This window comes from Streptomyces sp. NPDC001848, assembly GCF_042891915.1.
In the GTDB taxonomy this organism is placed as follows: Bacteria; Actinomycetota; Actinomycetes; order Streptomycetales; family Streptomycetaceae; genus Streptomyces.
On record NZ_JBIATP010000007.1, the window covers coordinates 221880 to 237373 of the forward strand.

General features: G+C 71.0%; 14 protein-coding genes. 3 read left to right on the forward strand and 11 right to left on the reverse strand.

The features are described 5' to 3' along the window. Positions 1-104: 104 nt before the first annotated feature. The 5 genes from ACFYZJ_RS16490 to ACFYZJ_RS16510 all read right to left on the reverse strand — a co-directional run bounded on the left by ACFYZJ_RS16490 (position 105) and on the right by ACFYZJ_RS16510 (position 5534). Positions 105-2426, reverse strand: coding sequence for a hypothetical protein (locus ACFYZJ_RS16490; RefSeq protein ID WP_388568110.1), 2322 nt, complete (start codon positions 2424-2426; stop codon positions 105-107). A 227-nt stretch (positions 2427-2653) separates the two neighbouring features. After that, positions 2654-3073, reverse strand: coding sequence for a DUF6113 family protein (locus ACFYZJ_RS16495; RefSeq protein ID WP_388568113.1), 420 nt, complete (start codon positions 3071-3073; stop codon positions 2654-2656). Beyond that, entirely contained in the window at positions 3070-3954 is an 885-nt protein-coding gene (gene mshB, locus ACFYZJ_RS16500) for an N-acetyl-1-D-myo-inositol-2-amino-2-deoxy-alpha-D-glucopyranoside deacetylase (RefSeq protein WP_388568116.1), read from the reverse strand. Before mshB ends, ACFYZJ_RS16495 begins: the two co-directional genes overlap by 4 nt. Positions 3955-3991: 37 nt before the next feature. Then, positions 3992-4612, reverse strand: coding sequence for a Uma2 family endonuclease (locus tag ACFYZJ_RS16505; RefSeq protein ID WP_388568118.1), 621 nt, complete (start codon positions 4610-4612; stop codon positions 3992-3994). Positions 4613-4664: 52 nt separating this feature from the next. Then, positions 4665-5534: a helix-turn-helix domain-containing protein gene (locus ACFYZJ_RS16510; RefSeq protein WP_388568121.1), complete on the reverse strand. Its 870-nt coding sequence runs from the start codon at positions 5532-5534 to the stop codon at positions 4665-4667. Positions 5535-5883: 349 nt separating this feature from the next. On the opposite strand from ACFYZJ_RS16510, the gene ACFYZJ_RS16515 reads away from it, so the two are divergent. Beyond that, positions 5884-6759 carry a helix-turn-helix transcriptional regulator gene (locus tag ACFYZJ_RS16515; RefSeq protein ID WP_388568124.1) on the forward strand — a complete coding sequence of 292 codons (876 nt, stop codon included), beginning with the start codon at positions 5884-5886 and terminating at the stop codon, positions 6757-6759. Then, a complete protein-coding gene (locus tag ACFYZJ_RS16520) occupies positions 6756-6965 on the forward strand; it encodes a DUF397 domain-containing protein (RefSeq protein WP_388568127.1) in 210 nt (69 codons plus the stop codon). Before ACFYZJ_RS16515 ends, ACFYZJ_RS16520 begins: the two co-directional genes overlap by 4 nt. 54 nt (positions 6966-7019) lie before the next feature. Here ACFYZJ_RS16520 and ACFYZJ_RS16525 read toward each other — a convergent pair whose 3' ends face one another. Continuing rightward, positions 7020-7214, reverse strand: a complete 195-nt coding sequence (locus ACFYZJ_RS16525; RefSeq protein ID WP_103838433.1) for a hypothetical protein — start codon at positions 7212-7214, stop codon at positions 7020-7022. Between the two features lie 191 nt (positions 7215-7405). On the opposite strand from ACFYZJ_RS16525, the gene ACFYZJ_RS16530 reads away from it, so the two are divergent. Continuing rightward, positions 7406-9526, forward strand: a complete 2121-nt coding sequence (locus ACFYZJ_RS16530; protein ID WP_388568130.1) for a prolyl oligopeptidase family serine peptidase — start codon at positions 7406-7408, stop codon at positions 9524-9526. A 130-nt stretch (positions 9527-9656) separates the two neighbouring features. Here the strand turns inward: ACFYZJ_RS16530 and ACFYZJ_RS16535 are convergent, their stop codons facing one another. From ACFYZJ_RS16535 to ACFYZJ_RS16555, 5 genes are read right to left on the reverse strand one after another with little or no spacing between them, the layout of a single operon-like run. Next, positions 9657-10871 carry an ABC transporter ATP-binding protein gene (locus ACFYZJ_RS16535; protein ID WP_388568133.1) on the reverse strand — a complete coding sequence of 405 codons (1215 nt, stop codon included), beginning with the start codon at positions 10869-10871 and terminating at the stop codon, positions 9657-9659. Beyond that, on the reverse strand, positions 10858-11838 hold the full coding sequence (locus ACFYZJ_RS16540) for an ABC transporter ATP-binding protein (protein ID WP_388568136.1): 981 nt from the start codon (positions 11836-11838) through the stop codon (positions 10858-10860). Before ACFYZJ_RS16540 ends, ACFYZJ_RS16535 begins: the two co-directional genes overlap by 14 nt. A 5-nt stretch (positions 11839-11843) precedes the next feature. Continuing rightward, positions 11844-12812, reverse strand: coding sequence for an ABC transporter permease (locus ACFYZJ_RS16545; protein WP_388568139.1), 969 nt, complete (start codon positions 12810-12812; stop codon positions 11844-11846). Further along, positions 12805-13728, reverse strand: a complete 924-nt coding sequence (locus ACFYZJ_RS16550; RefSeq protein ID WP_388568142.1) for an ABC transporter permease — start codon at positions 13726-13728, stop codon at positions 12805-12807. Before ACFYZJ_RS16550 ends, ACFYZJ_RS16545 begins: the two co-directional genes overlap by 8 nt. Before the next feature lie 33 nt (positions 13729-13761). Next, on the reverse strand, positions 13762-15378 hold the full coding sequence (locus ACFYZJ_RS16555) for an ABC transporter substrate-binding protein (RefSeq protein ID WP_388568145.1): 1617 nt from the start codon (positions 15376-15378) through the stop codon (positions 13762-13764). Positions 15379-15494 lie beyond the last annotated feature (116 nt).

The window sequence follows — 15494 nt, forward strand, 5'->3', positions numbered from 1 at the left end:
TCCACGGCAGTGCCAGGTGTCGCCACTCCCGCATGACAGATGTCATGGCCGGCGGCATGACACGGGGCGCCGGGTCGTCACCGGGCGCCCCGTGTGCGGTGCCGTCAGCTGGGCTTGGTGTTGATGACCGCGACCCGGTTGGTCTTGCTCAGCAGGGCCTGGCGCAGGGCGACATAGACGTCCTGGGGTGTCACGGGCGTCTTCTGGCCGTTGCCCCGGGTGATGAGCACGCCGTCGAACGTCTGGCCGTAGAGCGCCTTCAGGGCGGCCAGGTCGGGCTTGTCGACCAGCTTGCCGTCGACGGCCGTCACCCTGAGGAACTTCCACAGCGACTTCTGCGGACTCATCGCGATCGAGTGCGCGCCCGCCTTCACCGTCACGTTCGCGGACATCGCCGGCTCCGCGAACTCCTTCATCTCGCGGTCGACCTCGGCGTTGGTGACCGCCGGCTGCCGGGTGGTGGTGGCCACCCGCACGGGCGTGCCGGAGCCGGTCTCCACCTGGGTGCGGTACGCCTCCTCGACGGCCGCCACGGACGCCGACACGTCGATTCCCTTGCCCGCCTTGCCGTAGACGGGAACGGCCCGGCCGGCCTCGAACCTGATGGTGCCCTCGACCATCGACCCGGTGCCGCCCGCGACGCGCGCCAGGGCGGCCTGCAGCTTCTCCTCGTCGACGGGCATGACGGGCTGGACCACGCGGTGCTGCCCGAACAGGGAGCCGATCACCGACACGGGGTTGTAGTCGGGCTTCGCGGCGGCGGCGACGGTGGCCTTGCTGTCGAACTGGAGGCCCGCCTGGTCCGGCGTGAGGGGGACCGTCCTGCCGTCGACCGACAGCTGCAGCGGTTTGCCGGTACGGCCGCCCAGCGCGGTGTCGAGCTTCTCGACCGCCTGGTCCCGGGTGCCGCCGCCGATGTCGACGCCGAGCACGGTGGTGCCCTTGGGCACGTCGGAGTGGTTCATGAGCAGTCCGGCGCCGTAGGCGACACCGGCGACCAGGACCACGCCGCCGGCCAGGAGGACCAGCTTGCTGCGGCCCTTCTTCTTGGCCGGCTTCGCGGCACCGGCGCTCTGCTGCTTGGGCGGATCGGGCAGCTTCGGGGGCGTGTGCGGGCCCGGCGCCTCCGTCGGGGAGCCCGACCCGAACGGGCCGGTCCGGTCGCCCGGCGGGACGACGGGGATGCCGCTGGTGACGGTGTGCCCGGAGACGTTGCCACCGGGGCCGCCGAAGCCCTGGGGACCCGGTTCGGGGGCCGGCTTCTGCGGGGTGAGGATCGCGGTGTCGTCGCTGAGCCCACCGCCGGGACGCCCCTGGCCCGCGTCGGCTCCGGGGGCCCCGGACGCGCCGGGGGCTCCCGGACCGAGCGGTCCGCCGGGGGTGCTCTGGATGCCGGGTGCCAGGAGGCCCGGGCCGCCGGGGCTGGTACCGGGAGCGGTCAGGGCGGGGCCGCCGGGGCCCGAGGCGACCGTGCTGTCGCCGGTGACCGGGCCGATGGTCGGGCCGGACGGGCCGCGCCGACCCGGCTCGGAGAAGTACGGAAGGTCGTCGCGGCGGGACTCAGGGGTCTCGTCGGCGCCGATCACCGGGAAGGACGCCGTGCTGGCCGCCACCGCGTCGGACACGTCGAAGGAGCCGGTGCCGCCGCCGTGCCCCGGCGCGACCGGTCCGGCGCTGGTGGCACCCGGGAGCCCCGCGCCGTTCGTACCGCCCGGGCGTTTACCGAAGGGGCCCGCGCCGCCCGCGCCCTCTCCGGGCCGTGCGCCCGGCGCGCCGGGAGCTCCGGGGCGCGCGCCACCCGCGCCACTCGCCCCCGGAACGCCTGGCCGCGCGCCGCCCGCGCCGGGACCATTCGGCGCACCGCGGCCACCGAACGCCCCGTTGCCACCCCGCGCACCCGCACCAGCGCCCGCTCCGGCACCAGCCCCCTCGCCCGACGCCCCCGCGCCCGACGCGCCGTTCGCGCCTTGTATGCCCGAGGCTCCGGGCATTCCCGCGCCGTTGGTCCCCCCGCTGCCCGGAGTGCCCTTGGCCGCCGCGGGCTTGCGCGGGGCGAACCAGTCGCTCGTCGCCGTCTTCTCCTCGGCCTGTACGGCCGGCTCAGCGGGCGTGTCGAGGGTGCTGAGCGCGCTCACGGAGCTCGTCGCCCGTGTGTCGGGGGCCCCTTCGTCCGTCGCGCTGTCGGCGTCCGCGACGGGGGTACGCACGACGACCGGCGGAATGGGCCGGGATCCGGGGATGTTGATCCGGATGCGGGTCGTCAGTGTGGTCTCGGTCTTGCGTTCCTCCGACGGCGAGGCCGAACGGTTCGCGTCGACGCCGTCCTCGGCAGCCAGGGGGGTCCCGTACGGCGGCGTCCCCGACGGGTACGCGGCTGGGCCACGCCCGTTGGGTCCGGCGGACGAACTGTCAGTTTCACGACTCAAGGCAGGTTCTCCCGGTTGGCTCCACCGCCTGTTTCGACCTCAACAGGTGGGGGTCCCCCCTGCTCGAGCGAAGCCGAGAGCGTGGGGGAGGCTCGGCGGCGCGCACCACCATACTGTCCGCCTGCGCCAGGCAGACCGCCCCCGCGAGGGAAACCCGCACGGGACCCCCACGTCCGCGCCGCGTTTCGCGAGGGACATCCCATGACTCCCGGCGACGAAGTGGTACGTCACTTACCAAGTCGGGCGTCGGGGCCGCCGGGTTGCCGACCCTGGGCAAGGGTGGCGCACATCACAGCGACGGCCATTCCCCCGAGCAGGAACAGGTACGAGCCGACGCCCGCACCGAACAGGAAGTCGCCCTCCGGGCGGCTGGCGGTGAGCAGCAGGACGGCGACCATCCACCCGACGGCGGGCGCGAGCGCCCCCGCGCGGGCCCCGGTGGCCCGGGCGCCGCCCAGGAAGAGTCCGGCCGCGCCCGCGAGCGCGAGGAGCAGTCCGCCCGGGAACCAGGCGCCCTGCACCAGAGCGCCCGCCACTCCGACGACCGCACCGAGCACCAGCAGCCCGACGTAGGCGGCCATCCGCCCGGCCGAGGGCAGGGCCAGGGGCTGTGCGAGTGCGCTCGACTGTTTGCTCGACGCCATCATGGGACAACTCCTTGGAACAGGTCCGTCTCACGGGCCCCGGTGCGCTCCGCGCCCACCAACTCGTAGTACTCGGTGGTGAACAGGGGCTGCGCAAGGGCGTTGGACAGCGCGAAGTACGGCTCGGCGACCTCGATCTGCGTGACGTGCGCACGCATCGCCGCGGCCTTCGCGGCAGCGAACGCGGAACCGTCGATCTCGGTGGTGACCACCGGGTCGTCGACCACACCGGGGACGTCGTCGATGCCCGCGGCCTTGGCGAAGGGCGTCTTGTCGAGCACCTCGCCGAGCCGGGCGAAGGCGGCCTGGGCGACCGAGCGCGGCACCCGGTTCCAGTAGATCTTGCTGATCCGCCAGGGCGCGCCGAGGTCCGGTCGGACGCCGAGGTCGGCGGCCAGGTCGGCGGCGCGCATCGCGACGCGGTGGGCCTGGATGTGGTCCGGGTGGCCGTAGCCGCCGTGCGGGTCATAGGTGACGAGGACCTGGGGCCTTACCTCCCGGACGACCTCGACAAGGTGTCCGGCCGCCTCGTCGAGGTCCGCGGACCAGAAGGAGCCCGGCCGGTGGTTCTGCTCGGCGCCCATCATCCCGGAGTCGCGGTAGCGGCCCGGACCGCCGAGGAAGCGGTGGTCGCCGACGCCCAGCTCAGCCATGGCGGCGGCCAGCTCACCGACGCGGTGCGGGCCGAGGGCGTCGTCCCGGTCGGGCGTGAGGTGCGCGAGCTCCGGCGGGATGACCTCGCCCTCCTCACCGAGGGTGCAGGTCACCAGCGTCACCCGGGCGCCCTCGGCCGCGTACCTGGCCATCGTCGCGCCGTTGTTGATCGACTCGTCGTCCGGGTGCGCGTGCACCAGGAGCAGACGCCGGTCGGGCAGATCCGTCATGGGACCACCCTACGAGTGCCTCGGCTCCCCGCCGGTGTCACCCCTGATGCTCCTCCTCGGCGCTTTCGTCCTTGTAACGCGGCAGGCCGTCGGTCGGGATGGTCCAGTCGGCGATGGTGACGTCCTCGCCGTAGACGAAGTCCTTGCGGGTGGCGTAGCGGGGGCCGTCCGGCGTGGGGTGGATGTCGGTGAAGACGGCGCCGGTTCCCGTGCGGGGGTCGAAGACGGCGTAGACCGGGATGCCCATCAGGGGGTAGTCACGGACCTTGCCCACCCAGTCGTTGTCCGGGTTGGAGCGGGAGACGATTTCGACAGCGGCGACGACGGCTCGCGGGTCGATGGACCCTTCGACGTTGAGATCGGTCCATGCGATCACCATGACATCGGGGTGTCTCATGATGCCCTCGGGCTCGTCTTCCACATCAGGTGTGCCGTTATGGGCCAGCAACTCGTCCGGCATCACCTTTTCCAGACGGCGGCTGACGTGAGCGGCCGTGACCTCGTGGGGTCCTCCCGGCGACATCATGTCGTGAACGATTCCTTCCCTGGTGATCTCAAACTTTCCCGGGATGACCTCGTCCAGCGACTGAACGACCTCCCGCATGGCCAGGTACAGGTGAGAGGCGCCCTGCCGTGAGTTGCCCTGTGCGATGGTCATGGCGCTCGCTCCTCGTCGTCTGTGCCCAGGGGCAAGGATCGTCGCTCTCATGCTAGGCGGCCTCCTGGGCGTCGCGGCGGCAGTCGCGGCAGCGGCCGGGTCCAGGCGCGCGGAAGGCGCGGTCACAGCCGTCGCAGGTCTGGAACGGATGCCTTACGCGCGGCGGAGCGGCCGGTCCACGGAACGGGGGTGGCGGCGGCAGCTGCTCGCTGAGGCGGTGGGCCAGGAGGGCGGCGGGCCGGTGCAGTCCCTCGGGTGGCAGGTCGGCGGTCAGCGCCCGTCCTACGGCGGCGGGGCTGACGTCGCGCTCCAACCAGGCTGCGACGCCGGGGGCCAGGTGGGCCGTGTCGCGGGTGGAGAGAAACAGCCGCGCGTCGTGGCGGCGCAGGTCTGCGAGGAGGTCGGTGGCCTCCTGGAGGAGGGACGGGGCGGTACAGGCGGGCTGCGGTACGGCGGGGAGGGGTTTGCGGGGGCGGGCGGCGGGGCGGTCGACGCAGCTCGGCTTGTCAGCGCGGCGCGGCTGGTCGGCGTGACGCCGGACCGCCGGCTGATTACAGGAGATCGTGCGGGTGACGATACGGCCGCCGGGGACGCGGTGACGCTCGCGGCGCAGGTAGCCGTGCGCCTCCAGCTCGCGCAGCGCGGCGGCGATACGGGTGGCTCCCTCGGGGAAGCGGGCGGCGAGGCTCTTGATGTCGACGCGGGCGCCCTTCGGCAGCGACTGGATGTGGCAGCCCAGACCGATCGCGAGGAGGGAGAGGTCCGGGTGCTGGACCAGGTAATTGCCGACCACTGTGAAGCGGGTGGTGTGGCGGGTGTTGTCGTGGACGAGCCCGCCGCTGTGGGGGCCCCGGTTCGGGTGCTTGTTGCCCGCAGCGCGGGACTGGGCGCGCGCGGGCGCGCTAGGGTTCTGGATACCCATCGGGAAGCTTCCTCTTCCTCGGTGGTCAGGCCCTCGCACTGGGATTGCCGTCCCGGCGGGGGCCGTCGCATGTCTGCGGTTGTGTCGCGCTGAGCGTAGGGCCGCGCGGGGCCGCGAAACGCAGCCGAGTCAGGGATGTTCACCCGCCCGAGTGAGCCGAGACGCGGGCGGGAGGGGTGGGGCTTGGTCGGGTCCTTTCCCCGTGGTCCTTTGTCTTTCAGCCGCTGGTGTCACCGGAGCTCGTGGAGGCGGGTTCCGGTGACGGCGGGACGTTTGCCGTGATGAGTGACCAGGCAATTGCGTACCGTGACTGTCCGCGGCAAAACGTACGAGGGAGGGGTGCGCGCTGATGACGGTCGACGCGGAGGCGGGGCGGCTCAAGGACGAGACGGACGAGCCGGGTTGGGAGGTCGATCCGGACGACGACTGGGGTGTCGCGGTCATCGCGACCGTCGGGCGGCAGCTGAAGCTGCGCCGGGAGTCGGTGGGGATGAAGGCCTGCGAGTTCGGCAGGGCCGTCGGGTACGGGGAGGACATGGTCTACAAGATCGAGGGCGGCAAGCGGATTCCCCGGCCCGAGTACCTGGACAAGGCCGACAAGGTGTTGGGGGCGGGCGGGCTGCTGTCGGCGATGAAGGAGGACGTGGAGAAGGTTTGGTACCCGAAGAAGGTGCGGGAGCTGGCCGAGCTCGAAGCGAAGGCCGTGGAGATGGGCGTCTACGTCGGGCTCAGCATCCATGGCCTGTTGCAGACCCCGGAGCACGCACGGGCCTTGTTCGAGGTGTCCCAGTCGGCCTACTCGGAAGCCGAGTTGGAACGCCTGGTGGCCGCACGTATGGGCCGCAAGTCAATCTTCGAACGGGATCCGGCGCCGATGCTGAGTTTCGTCCAGGAAGAGGTGACGCTGCGCCGAAGGGTCGGAGGCACAATGGTGTGGCGTCAGCAACTCGAACACCTGCTGGAAGTGGCTGCGTTACGCCATGTCACCCTTCAGGTGATGCCGACGGACTCCGGTGCCCATCCCGGGTTGAGCGGCAAGATCGAGGTGCTGAAGTTCGAGGACGGGACGGCGGTGGGCCGCTCCGATGGAGCGTTCAACGGTCGCCCGACTTCTGATCTCAAGCAGCTCCGCATCCTTGAGCTGCGATACAGCACCATCCGGGCGCAGGCTCTCTCCCCACGGGAGTCGCTGGCCTTCATCGAGCAACTGCTGGGAGAAGCATGATCCGCGAGACCGCCGTCAGCGACACCTGCGACCTGACGTGGTTCAAGAGCAGCTATAGCGACGGTCCCGAAGGCGACTCCTGCGTAGAGATCGCCATAGCCCCCCGCGCCGTCCACGTCCGCGACTCCAAGGCCCTCCAGGGCCCCCGGCTCACACTGCCCCCGGAGGCCTGGACGCGCTTCGTGGCGTACGCGTCCGAAGGCTGACGGCCCTCCCGGCCGTCACCCCTGCGGGCGAGAGAGGCCCGTCCTCCGCAGCCGCTAGAACTTGATGCTCCCGATCATCCCCGCGATGTTCGTGGTCAGCTCGTGGATCGTGGGTGCGACCGTGGAGGAGGCGAGGTAGAAGCCGAGGAGCATGCACACGATCGCGTGGCCTGCCTTCAGCCCGGACTTCTTGATCAGAAGGAAGACGACGATCGCCAGCAGCACCACCGCCGAAATCGAGAGTGCCACGGCGGCTCACCTCCAAAGATCCCAGGGACGCGGGGGTTCGGACTATGGGGGCAGACAGATCCACGCAGATAAATCCACACAACAGGCAGCACGTTCATACCCACTATGCGCTAGTGATCATAACTATCCGTACGTGCGCATCGATCGGCGCACGGCCGCACAAGGGGGCGCATGGCCAATATGGTCGGGGCATGACCACCGAGCCTGCTTCCTTCCCCCGACGGCACGCGCGGACCCAGCGGTTCACGCTCGGCGCGCCGCGTGCGTTCACCGTCGCGCCCGACGGTTCCCGTGTCGTGTTCCTGCGGTCCACCTCCGGCACGGACCGCGCGCACCAGTTGTGGGTCCTCGACCTGGCGGACGGCAGGGAGCGCCCCGCGGCCGACCCGGGCGCGCTCCTCGGGGGCGCCGCCGAGCAGTTGTCGCCCGAGGAGCGCGCCCGCCGGGAGCGCAGCCGCGAGGGCGGCGCCGGCATCGTCGGCTATGCCACCGACGCGGCTGTCGAGTTGGCGTCTTTCGCCTTGTCAGGGCGGCTTTTCACGGCGGAACTGCGCGCGGGCACGGCACGCGAACTGCCCGTCGCCGGGCCGGTGATCGACCCGCGTCCGGCACCCGACGGACGGCACATCGCCTATGTCCGCGGCGGCGCGCTGCGCCTGGTCGGCGCTGAGGGCGACGGCGACCGGGCGCTCGTCGAGCCGGAGTCGGAGTCGGTGACGTACGGCCTGGCAGAGTTCATCGCGGCCGAGGAGATGGGCCGTTCGCGGGGCTTCTGGTGGTCGCCGGAGTCCGACCGGCTGCTCGTGTCGCGCGTGGACGACACGCCGGTGCGCCGGTGGTGGATCTCCGATCCGGCGCGTCCGGACCGGGAGCCGCAGCGAGTCCCGTACCCGGCGGCGGGCACCGACAACGCGGACGTACGACTGTTCGTCGTGGGGCTCGACGGGGCGCGCACGGAGGTCGTCTGGGACCGGGCACGCTACCCGTATCTGGCACGAGTGCACTGGTCAGCGGCGGGTGCACCGCTGATTCTGGTGCAGGCGCGGGACCAGCGCAGCCAGCTGTACCTGGCGGTGGACCCGGACAACGGGGCGACCCGGATGGTGCACGCCGACGAAGATCCATATTGGCTGGAACTTTTCGCCGGTGTGCCGTGCTGGAGCCCCTCCGGGCAGCTGGTCCGGGTCGCCGACGAGGGCGGCGCGCGGGTGCTGGCGGTGGGGGAACGGCCGCTGACCGGACCGCAGTTGCATCTGCGGGCGGTGCTCGACGTCTCGGACGCCGATGTCCTGGTGGCCGCGTCGGCGGGCGAGGCCGCGACGGACCCGGAGGTCGGAGAAGTCCATGTGTACCGCGTGAACGAACTCGGCGTGGAGCGCGTGTCGCAGGAGCCCGGTGTCCACTCGGCGGTGCGCGCCGGGGGCGTGACCGTGCTCGTCTCCTCGGTCCTCGACCGGCCCGGCGTGCAGGTGGAGGTGCTGCGCGACGGCAAGCGTCTGGCCACCGTACCGTCACATGCGGAACACCCCGGTTTGTCCCCGCGCGTGCGGCTGACCCAGGGGGGCGCACGCCGAATCCCATGCGCCGTGCTTATGCCTACGGACTACTCCGGTGACGCCTCCCTTCCCGTCCTCCTGGACCCCTATGGCGGCCCGCACGGACAGCGTGTGGTGGCCGCGCACAATCCGCACCTGACCTCTCAGTGGTTCGCCGACCAGGGGTTCGCGGTGATCGTCGCGGACGGGCGCGGCACCCCGGGCCGCTCCCCCGCCTGGGAGAAGGCGGTCAAGGACGACCTCGCGGCGGTCGTGCTCCAGGACCAGGTGGATGCGCTGCACGCCCTGGCCGGCGACTTCCCGCTCGATCTGTCCCGGGTCGCGATCCGCGGCTGGTCCTTCGGCGGCTATCTGGCCGCGCTGGCGGTGCTGCGCCGCCCGGATGTGTTCCACGCGGCCGTGGTGGGCGCTCCGGTGACGGATCTGCGCCTGTACGACACCCACTACCAGGAGCGCTACCTCGGGCACCCCGACGAGCAGCCCGACGTCTACCGCCGCAACTCGCTCATCGACGACGCCGGCCTGGTGGACGCGGCAGAACCGGCCCGCCCGATGATGATCATCCATGGCCTGGCGGACGACAACGTGGTGGTGGCCCACTCCCTGCGCCTGTCCTCGGCCCTCCTGGCCGCGGGCCGCCCGCACGAGGTGCTGCCGCTGTCCGGGGTGACGCACATGACCCCGCAGGAAACGGTCGCGGAGAACCTGCTGCTGCTCCAGCGGGACTTCCTGCGCCGCGCGCTGAAGTCGAACTGAGCCGCGCCGTACAGCAACGGGCCGGGATGACATGGCGCATCCCGGCCCGTTCACGGCACCCGCACGGCCGTACGCTGTTCACTCTCCTGCGTCCGTATATCGGAATCGCGTCAGTCAAGTTGCTGGCGTGTTAACGCACTTCGTGTGCGTTCGGGGAGTTGTGGGGCTCCTCGGGTGGCTCCCCGCGGGGCTCCTCGGGCGGCTTCCCGCGGGACTCCGCGGGTGGCTCCCCGGGTGGCTCCCCGCGGGGCTCCTCGGGCGGCTTCCCGCGGGACTCCGCGGGTGGCTCCCCGGGTGGCTCCCCGCGGGGCTCCTCGGGCGGCACCACCCGCATCTCCTCCGCGAAGTGGCACGCCGAATCGTGCGCGGCCGGTCCGGTCGTCCCCCGGAACTCCTCCGGCACCGCGAGCGGCGGCACCTGGAGCGCGCACCGCTCCCGGGCCTTCCAGCAGCGCGTGCGGAACCGGCAGCCGGAGGGGATGTCCGTCGGCGACGGCACGTCACCGCTGAGGATGATCCGCTCCCGGCGCTCCCGGGCCGCCGGGTCGGGCACCGGCACGGCGGACAGCAGCGCCTGGGTGTAGGGGTGCGTGGGATGCTCGTAGATCTCCTCGTCGGTGCCGATCTCCACGATCTTCCCGAGGTACATCACCCCGACCCGGTCGGAGATGTGCCGCACGATCGACAGGTCGTGCGCGATGAAGACGTACGACAGGCCGAACTCGTCCTGGAGGCGCTCCATCAGATTGATCACCTGCGCCTGCACGGACACGTCGAGCGCGGAGACCGGCTCGTCCGCCACAATGATCTCCGGGTGCAGCGCCAGCCCCCGGGCGATGCCGATGCGTTGGCGCTGGCCGCCGGAGAACTGGTGCGGATAGCGGTTGATGTGCTCCGGGTTGAGCCCGACGACGTCCAGCAGCTCCCGCACCCGCCGCCGCCTGTCCCCCTTGGGCGCGACCTCGGGATGGATCTCGTACGGCTCCCCGACGATGTCGCCCACCGTCATACGGGGGTTGAGGGAGGTGTACGGGTCCTGGAACACCATCTGGATGTTGCGCCGCACCGCCTTCAGCGCGCGCCCGGACAGCCGGGTGATGTCCTCGCCCTTGTACCGGATCGAACCTGCCGTCGGGGGCTCCAGGTTGACCAGCAGCCGGGCGAGTGTCGACTTGCCGCAGCCGGACTCCCCGACGATGCCCAGGGTTTCGCCCCGGCCGAGCGTGAAGTCGACGCCGTCGACCGCCTTGACGGCACCGATCTGCTTCTTGAAGAGGATCCCCCGGGTGAGCGGATAGTGCTTGACCAGCCCGCTGACCTCCAGGATCGTCTCAGGACCGGCCATGCAGGCACTCCCTCCAGAAGTGGCAGGCGCTCCCCCGCCGCTCGTCCACCTCGTACAGCGGCGGCTCGTCGGTGCGGCACACGTCGCGGGCCAGGGGGCAGCGGGGGTGGAAGGGGCAGCCCGGCGGAATGTGGGTGAGGCTCGGCGGCAGCCCCTCGATGGCGTAGAGCCGACGGCCCTTGCGGTCGAGCCGGGGGATGGAGTCGAGCAGGCCCCGGGTGTAGGGGTGGGCGGGCGCCTTGTAGATGTCGTGCACGGGGGCGGACTCCACGATCCGGCCCGCGTACATGACGGCGATCCGGTCGGCGACGTCCGCGACGACACCGAGGTCGTGGGTGATGAGGACCAGCCCCATGCCGTACTCGCGCCGCAGTTCGGCCAGCAGGTCCATGACCTGGGCCTGCACGGTGACGTCCAGGGCGGTGGTGGGCTCGTCGGCGATGATCAGCGCGGGCTCCAGCGCCAGCGCCATGGCGATCATGATGCGCTGGCGCATACCGCCGGAGAACTGGTGCGGATAGTCCCGCACGCGCTGCCGCGCGGCCGGGATCCGTACCCGGTCCATCAGCTCGATCGCCCGGGCGCGGGCGTCCTTGCGCGACATCCCCCGGTGCACGACGAACATCTCGCCGAGCTGGTCGCCCACGGTGAGGACGGGGTTCAGCGCGGAGAGGGCGTCCTGGAAGATCATGGCCATTCCGGCACCGCGGATCCTGCGCCGCTCCTCCTCCTTGAGGGTCAGCAGGTCCCGTCCCTGGAAGAGGACACGGCCGCCGGTGATCCTGCCGGGCGGCGTGTCCAGGATGCCCATGATCGCCTGCGCGGTGACGGACTTGCCGGAGCCGGACTCGCCGAGCACGGCCAGCGTCTCACCGGCGTCCACGCTGTAGCCGACCCCGTTGACGGCCCGGGCGATCCCCTCCCGGGTCCGGAACTCCACGTACAGGTCCCGCACTTCGAGCAGCAAGGCCGTCACCTCAGCTTCGGGTCGAGGGCGTCGCGCACCGCGTCGCCGAGCATGATGAACGCCAGCACGGTGATCGCCAGGGCGCCGGAGGGCCACAGCAGCGCGTGCGGGGCGTTGCGGATGTACGGGGAGGCGGCGGAGATGTCGATCCCCCAGGACACGCTCGGCGGCTTCAGCCCGACACCGAGGTACGACAGGGTGGCCTCAAGGGCGATGTAGGTGCCGAGCGCGATGGTCGCGACGACGATGACCGGCGCGATGGCGTTGGGCGCGATGTGCCGCAGCAGGATGCGGGTGTCGGAGGCCCCGAGGGCGCGGGCGGCCTGGACGTAGTCGTGCTGTCTGGCCGTGATGACCGCGCCGCGGGCGATCCGGGAGATCTGCGGCCAGCCGAGCAACACGATGAACCCGACGACCGGCCAGACCGTGTTGCTGGTGACCACCGAAAGCAGGACGAGCCCGCCGAGGACGACCGGGATGGCGAAGAAGATGTCGGTGGCCCGGGACAGGATCGCGTCCCATCCGCCGCCGAAGTACCCGGCGAGCCCGCCGAGCACCGAGCCGAGGACGGCGACGCCGAGGGTGGCGCAGACGCCGACGGTGACGGAGGTCCGGGCGCCGTAGACGGTCCTGGTGTACACGTCGCAGCCCTGGCCGTCGAAGCCGAACGGGTGGCCGGGCTGGGACCCCTCCTGGGCCTTGGACAGCTCGCAGCTGAGGGGGTTGCCGGCGGTGATCAGGGACGGCCAGAGGGAGATCAGGACGAGGAAGAGGATCACCAGCGCGGAGAGCAGGAAGACCGGGTTGCGGCGCAGGTCGCGCCAGGCGTCGGACCACAGGCTGCGCGGGCGGCCGGCCGGGCCTTCCGGTCCCCTCTCCAGGGTGGTCGCCTCGCTGGCGGCGAGGTCCATGGCACCGCCCATGCCCGTCCCGGCGACGGCCCCCTTCCGCTCGTACCGTGGCTGCTCAGGCATAGCGGATCCTCGGGTCGAGTACGGCGTACAGGAGGTCGACGAGCAGGTTGGCGATCAGGAACACCAGCACCAGCACGGTCACGAAGCCGACCACCGTCTGGGTGTTCTGCCGCAGGATGCCCTGGTACAGCTGGTAGCCGACGCCGTGGATGTTGAAGATCCGCTCGGTGACGATCGCGCCTCCCATCAGGGCGCCGATGTCGGTGCCGATGAAGGTGACGACGGGGATGAGCGAGTTGCGCAGCAGATGCCGGGTGATCACGCGGCGGCGCGGCAGCCCCTTGGCGACGGCGGTGCGGACGTAGTCGGACCGTCTGTTCTCGGCCAGCGAGGTCCGGGTGAGCCGGGTGACATAGGCGAGGGAGACGGAGGCGAGGACGAGGCCGGGCACGATCAGCTCGCCGACGCCGGCCGCCGGGGAGACGGACGGTCTGGTCCAGCCCCACTTCACACCGAGCAGCAGTTGGAGCAGCAGACCCGTGACGAAGGTCGGCACGGAGATCACGACGAGGGTGAGCAGCAGGACCGTGGTGTCCACGGGGTGCCCGCGGCGCAGCCCGGTGATGACGCCCAGCGCGATCCCGATGGCGACCTCGAAGACGATCGCGACGATCGTGAGCCGGATGGTGGGCGGGAAGGCGGTCGCCATCAGCTCGGTGACCTTCTGCCCGTTGAAGGCGGTGCCGAAGTCGCCGGTGAAGACGTTGCCCATGTAGGTCGCGTACTGCTGCCACAGGGGCTTGTCGAGGCCGAACTCCCGGCGCAGCTGGGCGGCCGTGGCGGGGTCGCACTGCCGTTCGCCGCACAGGCCTGCGACGGGGTCGCCCATCACGTTGACCATGAGGAAGATGAGCAGGGTGGCGCCGAAGAAGACCGGGATCATCTGCAGCAGGCGGCGGACGACGTACCGTCCCATGGGGCCTCCGGAGGTGGCGGGCGGGCGTGCGGCTCAGCGGACCTCGATCTGGTCGTAGACGGGGACGCTGAAGGGGTTGAGGGCCACGTTCGCGAGGCGCTGGGAGTAGCCGGCGCTGCCGTTCTGGTACCAGAGCGGGATGGCGGCCATGTTGTCCCGTACGACCCCCTCGGCCTGCTGGAACAGCCGCACGGCGGCGGCCTTGTCGCTCTCGGCGTTCGCCCGGTCGACGAGGCGGTCGAAGTCCTTGTCCGACCACTTGCCGTCGTTGGAGGAGGCGTTCGTGTAGTAGAGCGGTTGGAGGAAGTTCTGGATGAGCGGGTAGTCCATCTGCCATCCGGCGCGGAACGGCCCGGACATCTTGTGCTGCCCGATCTGGTTGCGGAAGTCGGCAAAGGTGCCGACCGGGTTGCCGACGCAGGCCCGGTCGTTGCCGAGGGCGTTGTTGACGGAGTTGCACACGGCGTCCACCCACTCCCGGTGCGAGCCGGAGTCCGCGTTGTAGGTGATCCTGACCTGCCCGCCGGGCAGCCCGCCGCCCTCCTGGACCAGCTTCTTGGCGCGGGCCGGGTCGTAGCGGCACGCATCGCCGCACAGGCGTTCCTTGAAGCCGCCGTCGGTACCGAGGACGGGTGAGGTCCAATCACTGGCGGGGGTGCGGGTGTGGTGGAAGATCGTGTCGGTGATCTGGTACCGGTTGATCGCCATGGACAGGCCCGTGCGGACCTTCTCCATGCCCGGTCTGCTCCAGCGCGGGTCGTAGTAGGGGAAGGCGAGGGTCTGGATGATGCCGGCCGGAGCGGTGAGGTACCGGCCGCCGAGGTCGGACTTCACGTTTCTGAGCTGCGAGGCGGGCACGTCGTCGCTGAGGTCGAGGTTGCCGGCCAGCAGGTCGGTGTAGGCGGTGTTGCTGTCGGTGTAGACCTTCAGGTCCACGCCGTTGTTGCGGGCCCTGTCGGGGCCCGGGTAGGCGTCCCACTTCCGCAGGGACATCATGAAGCCCCGCGTGTAGGAGCGGACCAGGTACGGGCCGTTGCCGACGGGCTTCTTCAGCCAGTCCGCGTGGTGGTCGAAGAACGCCCGGGGCAACGGGGAGAAGGCCACGTAGCCGAGGGTGTCGGGGAAGGTGGAGAACTTCTGGCTGAGCCGGATCGTGAAGGTGCGCGGGCCGGTCACCTTCAGCCCGGAGAGGGTGTCGGCGGTCTGGGTGCCGGAGGCCGGGTGCACCTTGTCGTAGCCCTCGATGTAGCCGAAGAAGTACGCGTTCTTCTGGTTGTTCTTGAGGCTCGCGCCGTAGTTCCAGGCGTCGACGAAGGACCGGGCGGTGATGCGCTCCCCGTTGCTGAAGTGCCAGCCGTCCTTGACGGTGACGGTGAAGTTCCGCGAGTCGGAGGTCTCGATCCGTTCGGCGAGCATGTCCTCGGCCGCGCCGGTCCTCGGGTTGTACCGCTTGAGCCCCCGGAAGACCATGTCGAGCACCTTGCCGCCCTGGACCTCGTTGGTGTTGGCCGGCTCCAGCGGGTTCTGCGGATCGCCCCAGGAGGAGCTGAACACCCCGGGCGCGGTGCCGCCACCGTCCGCGCCCCCGCCGCAGGCGGCCACCACGAGCACGGCCACCGCCGCCCACGGGGCGAGCCTGGCTCCACGCATGGGGTGCCTCCTCGGGGTGTGTGCCTGCCTCGACGCCGAGAAACTGTCCGTTATCGGCCACTATCGACCCGAAGAGCCCTCATCGCACGGAACGCCACCCGACTGGCCGCGCCCGG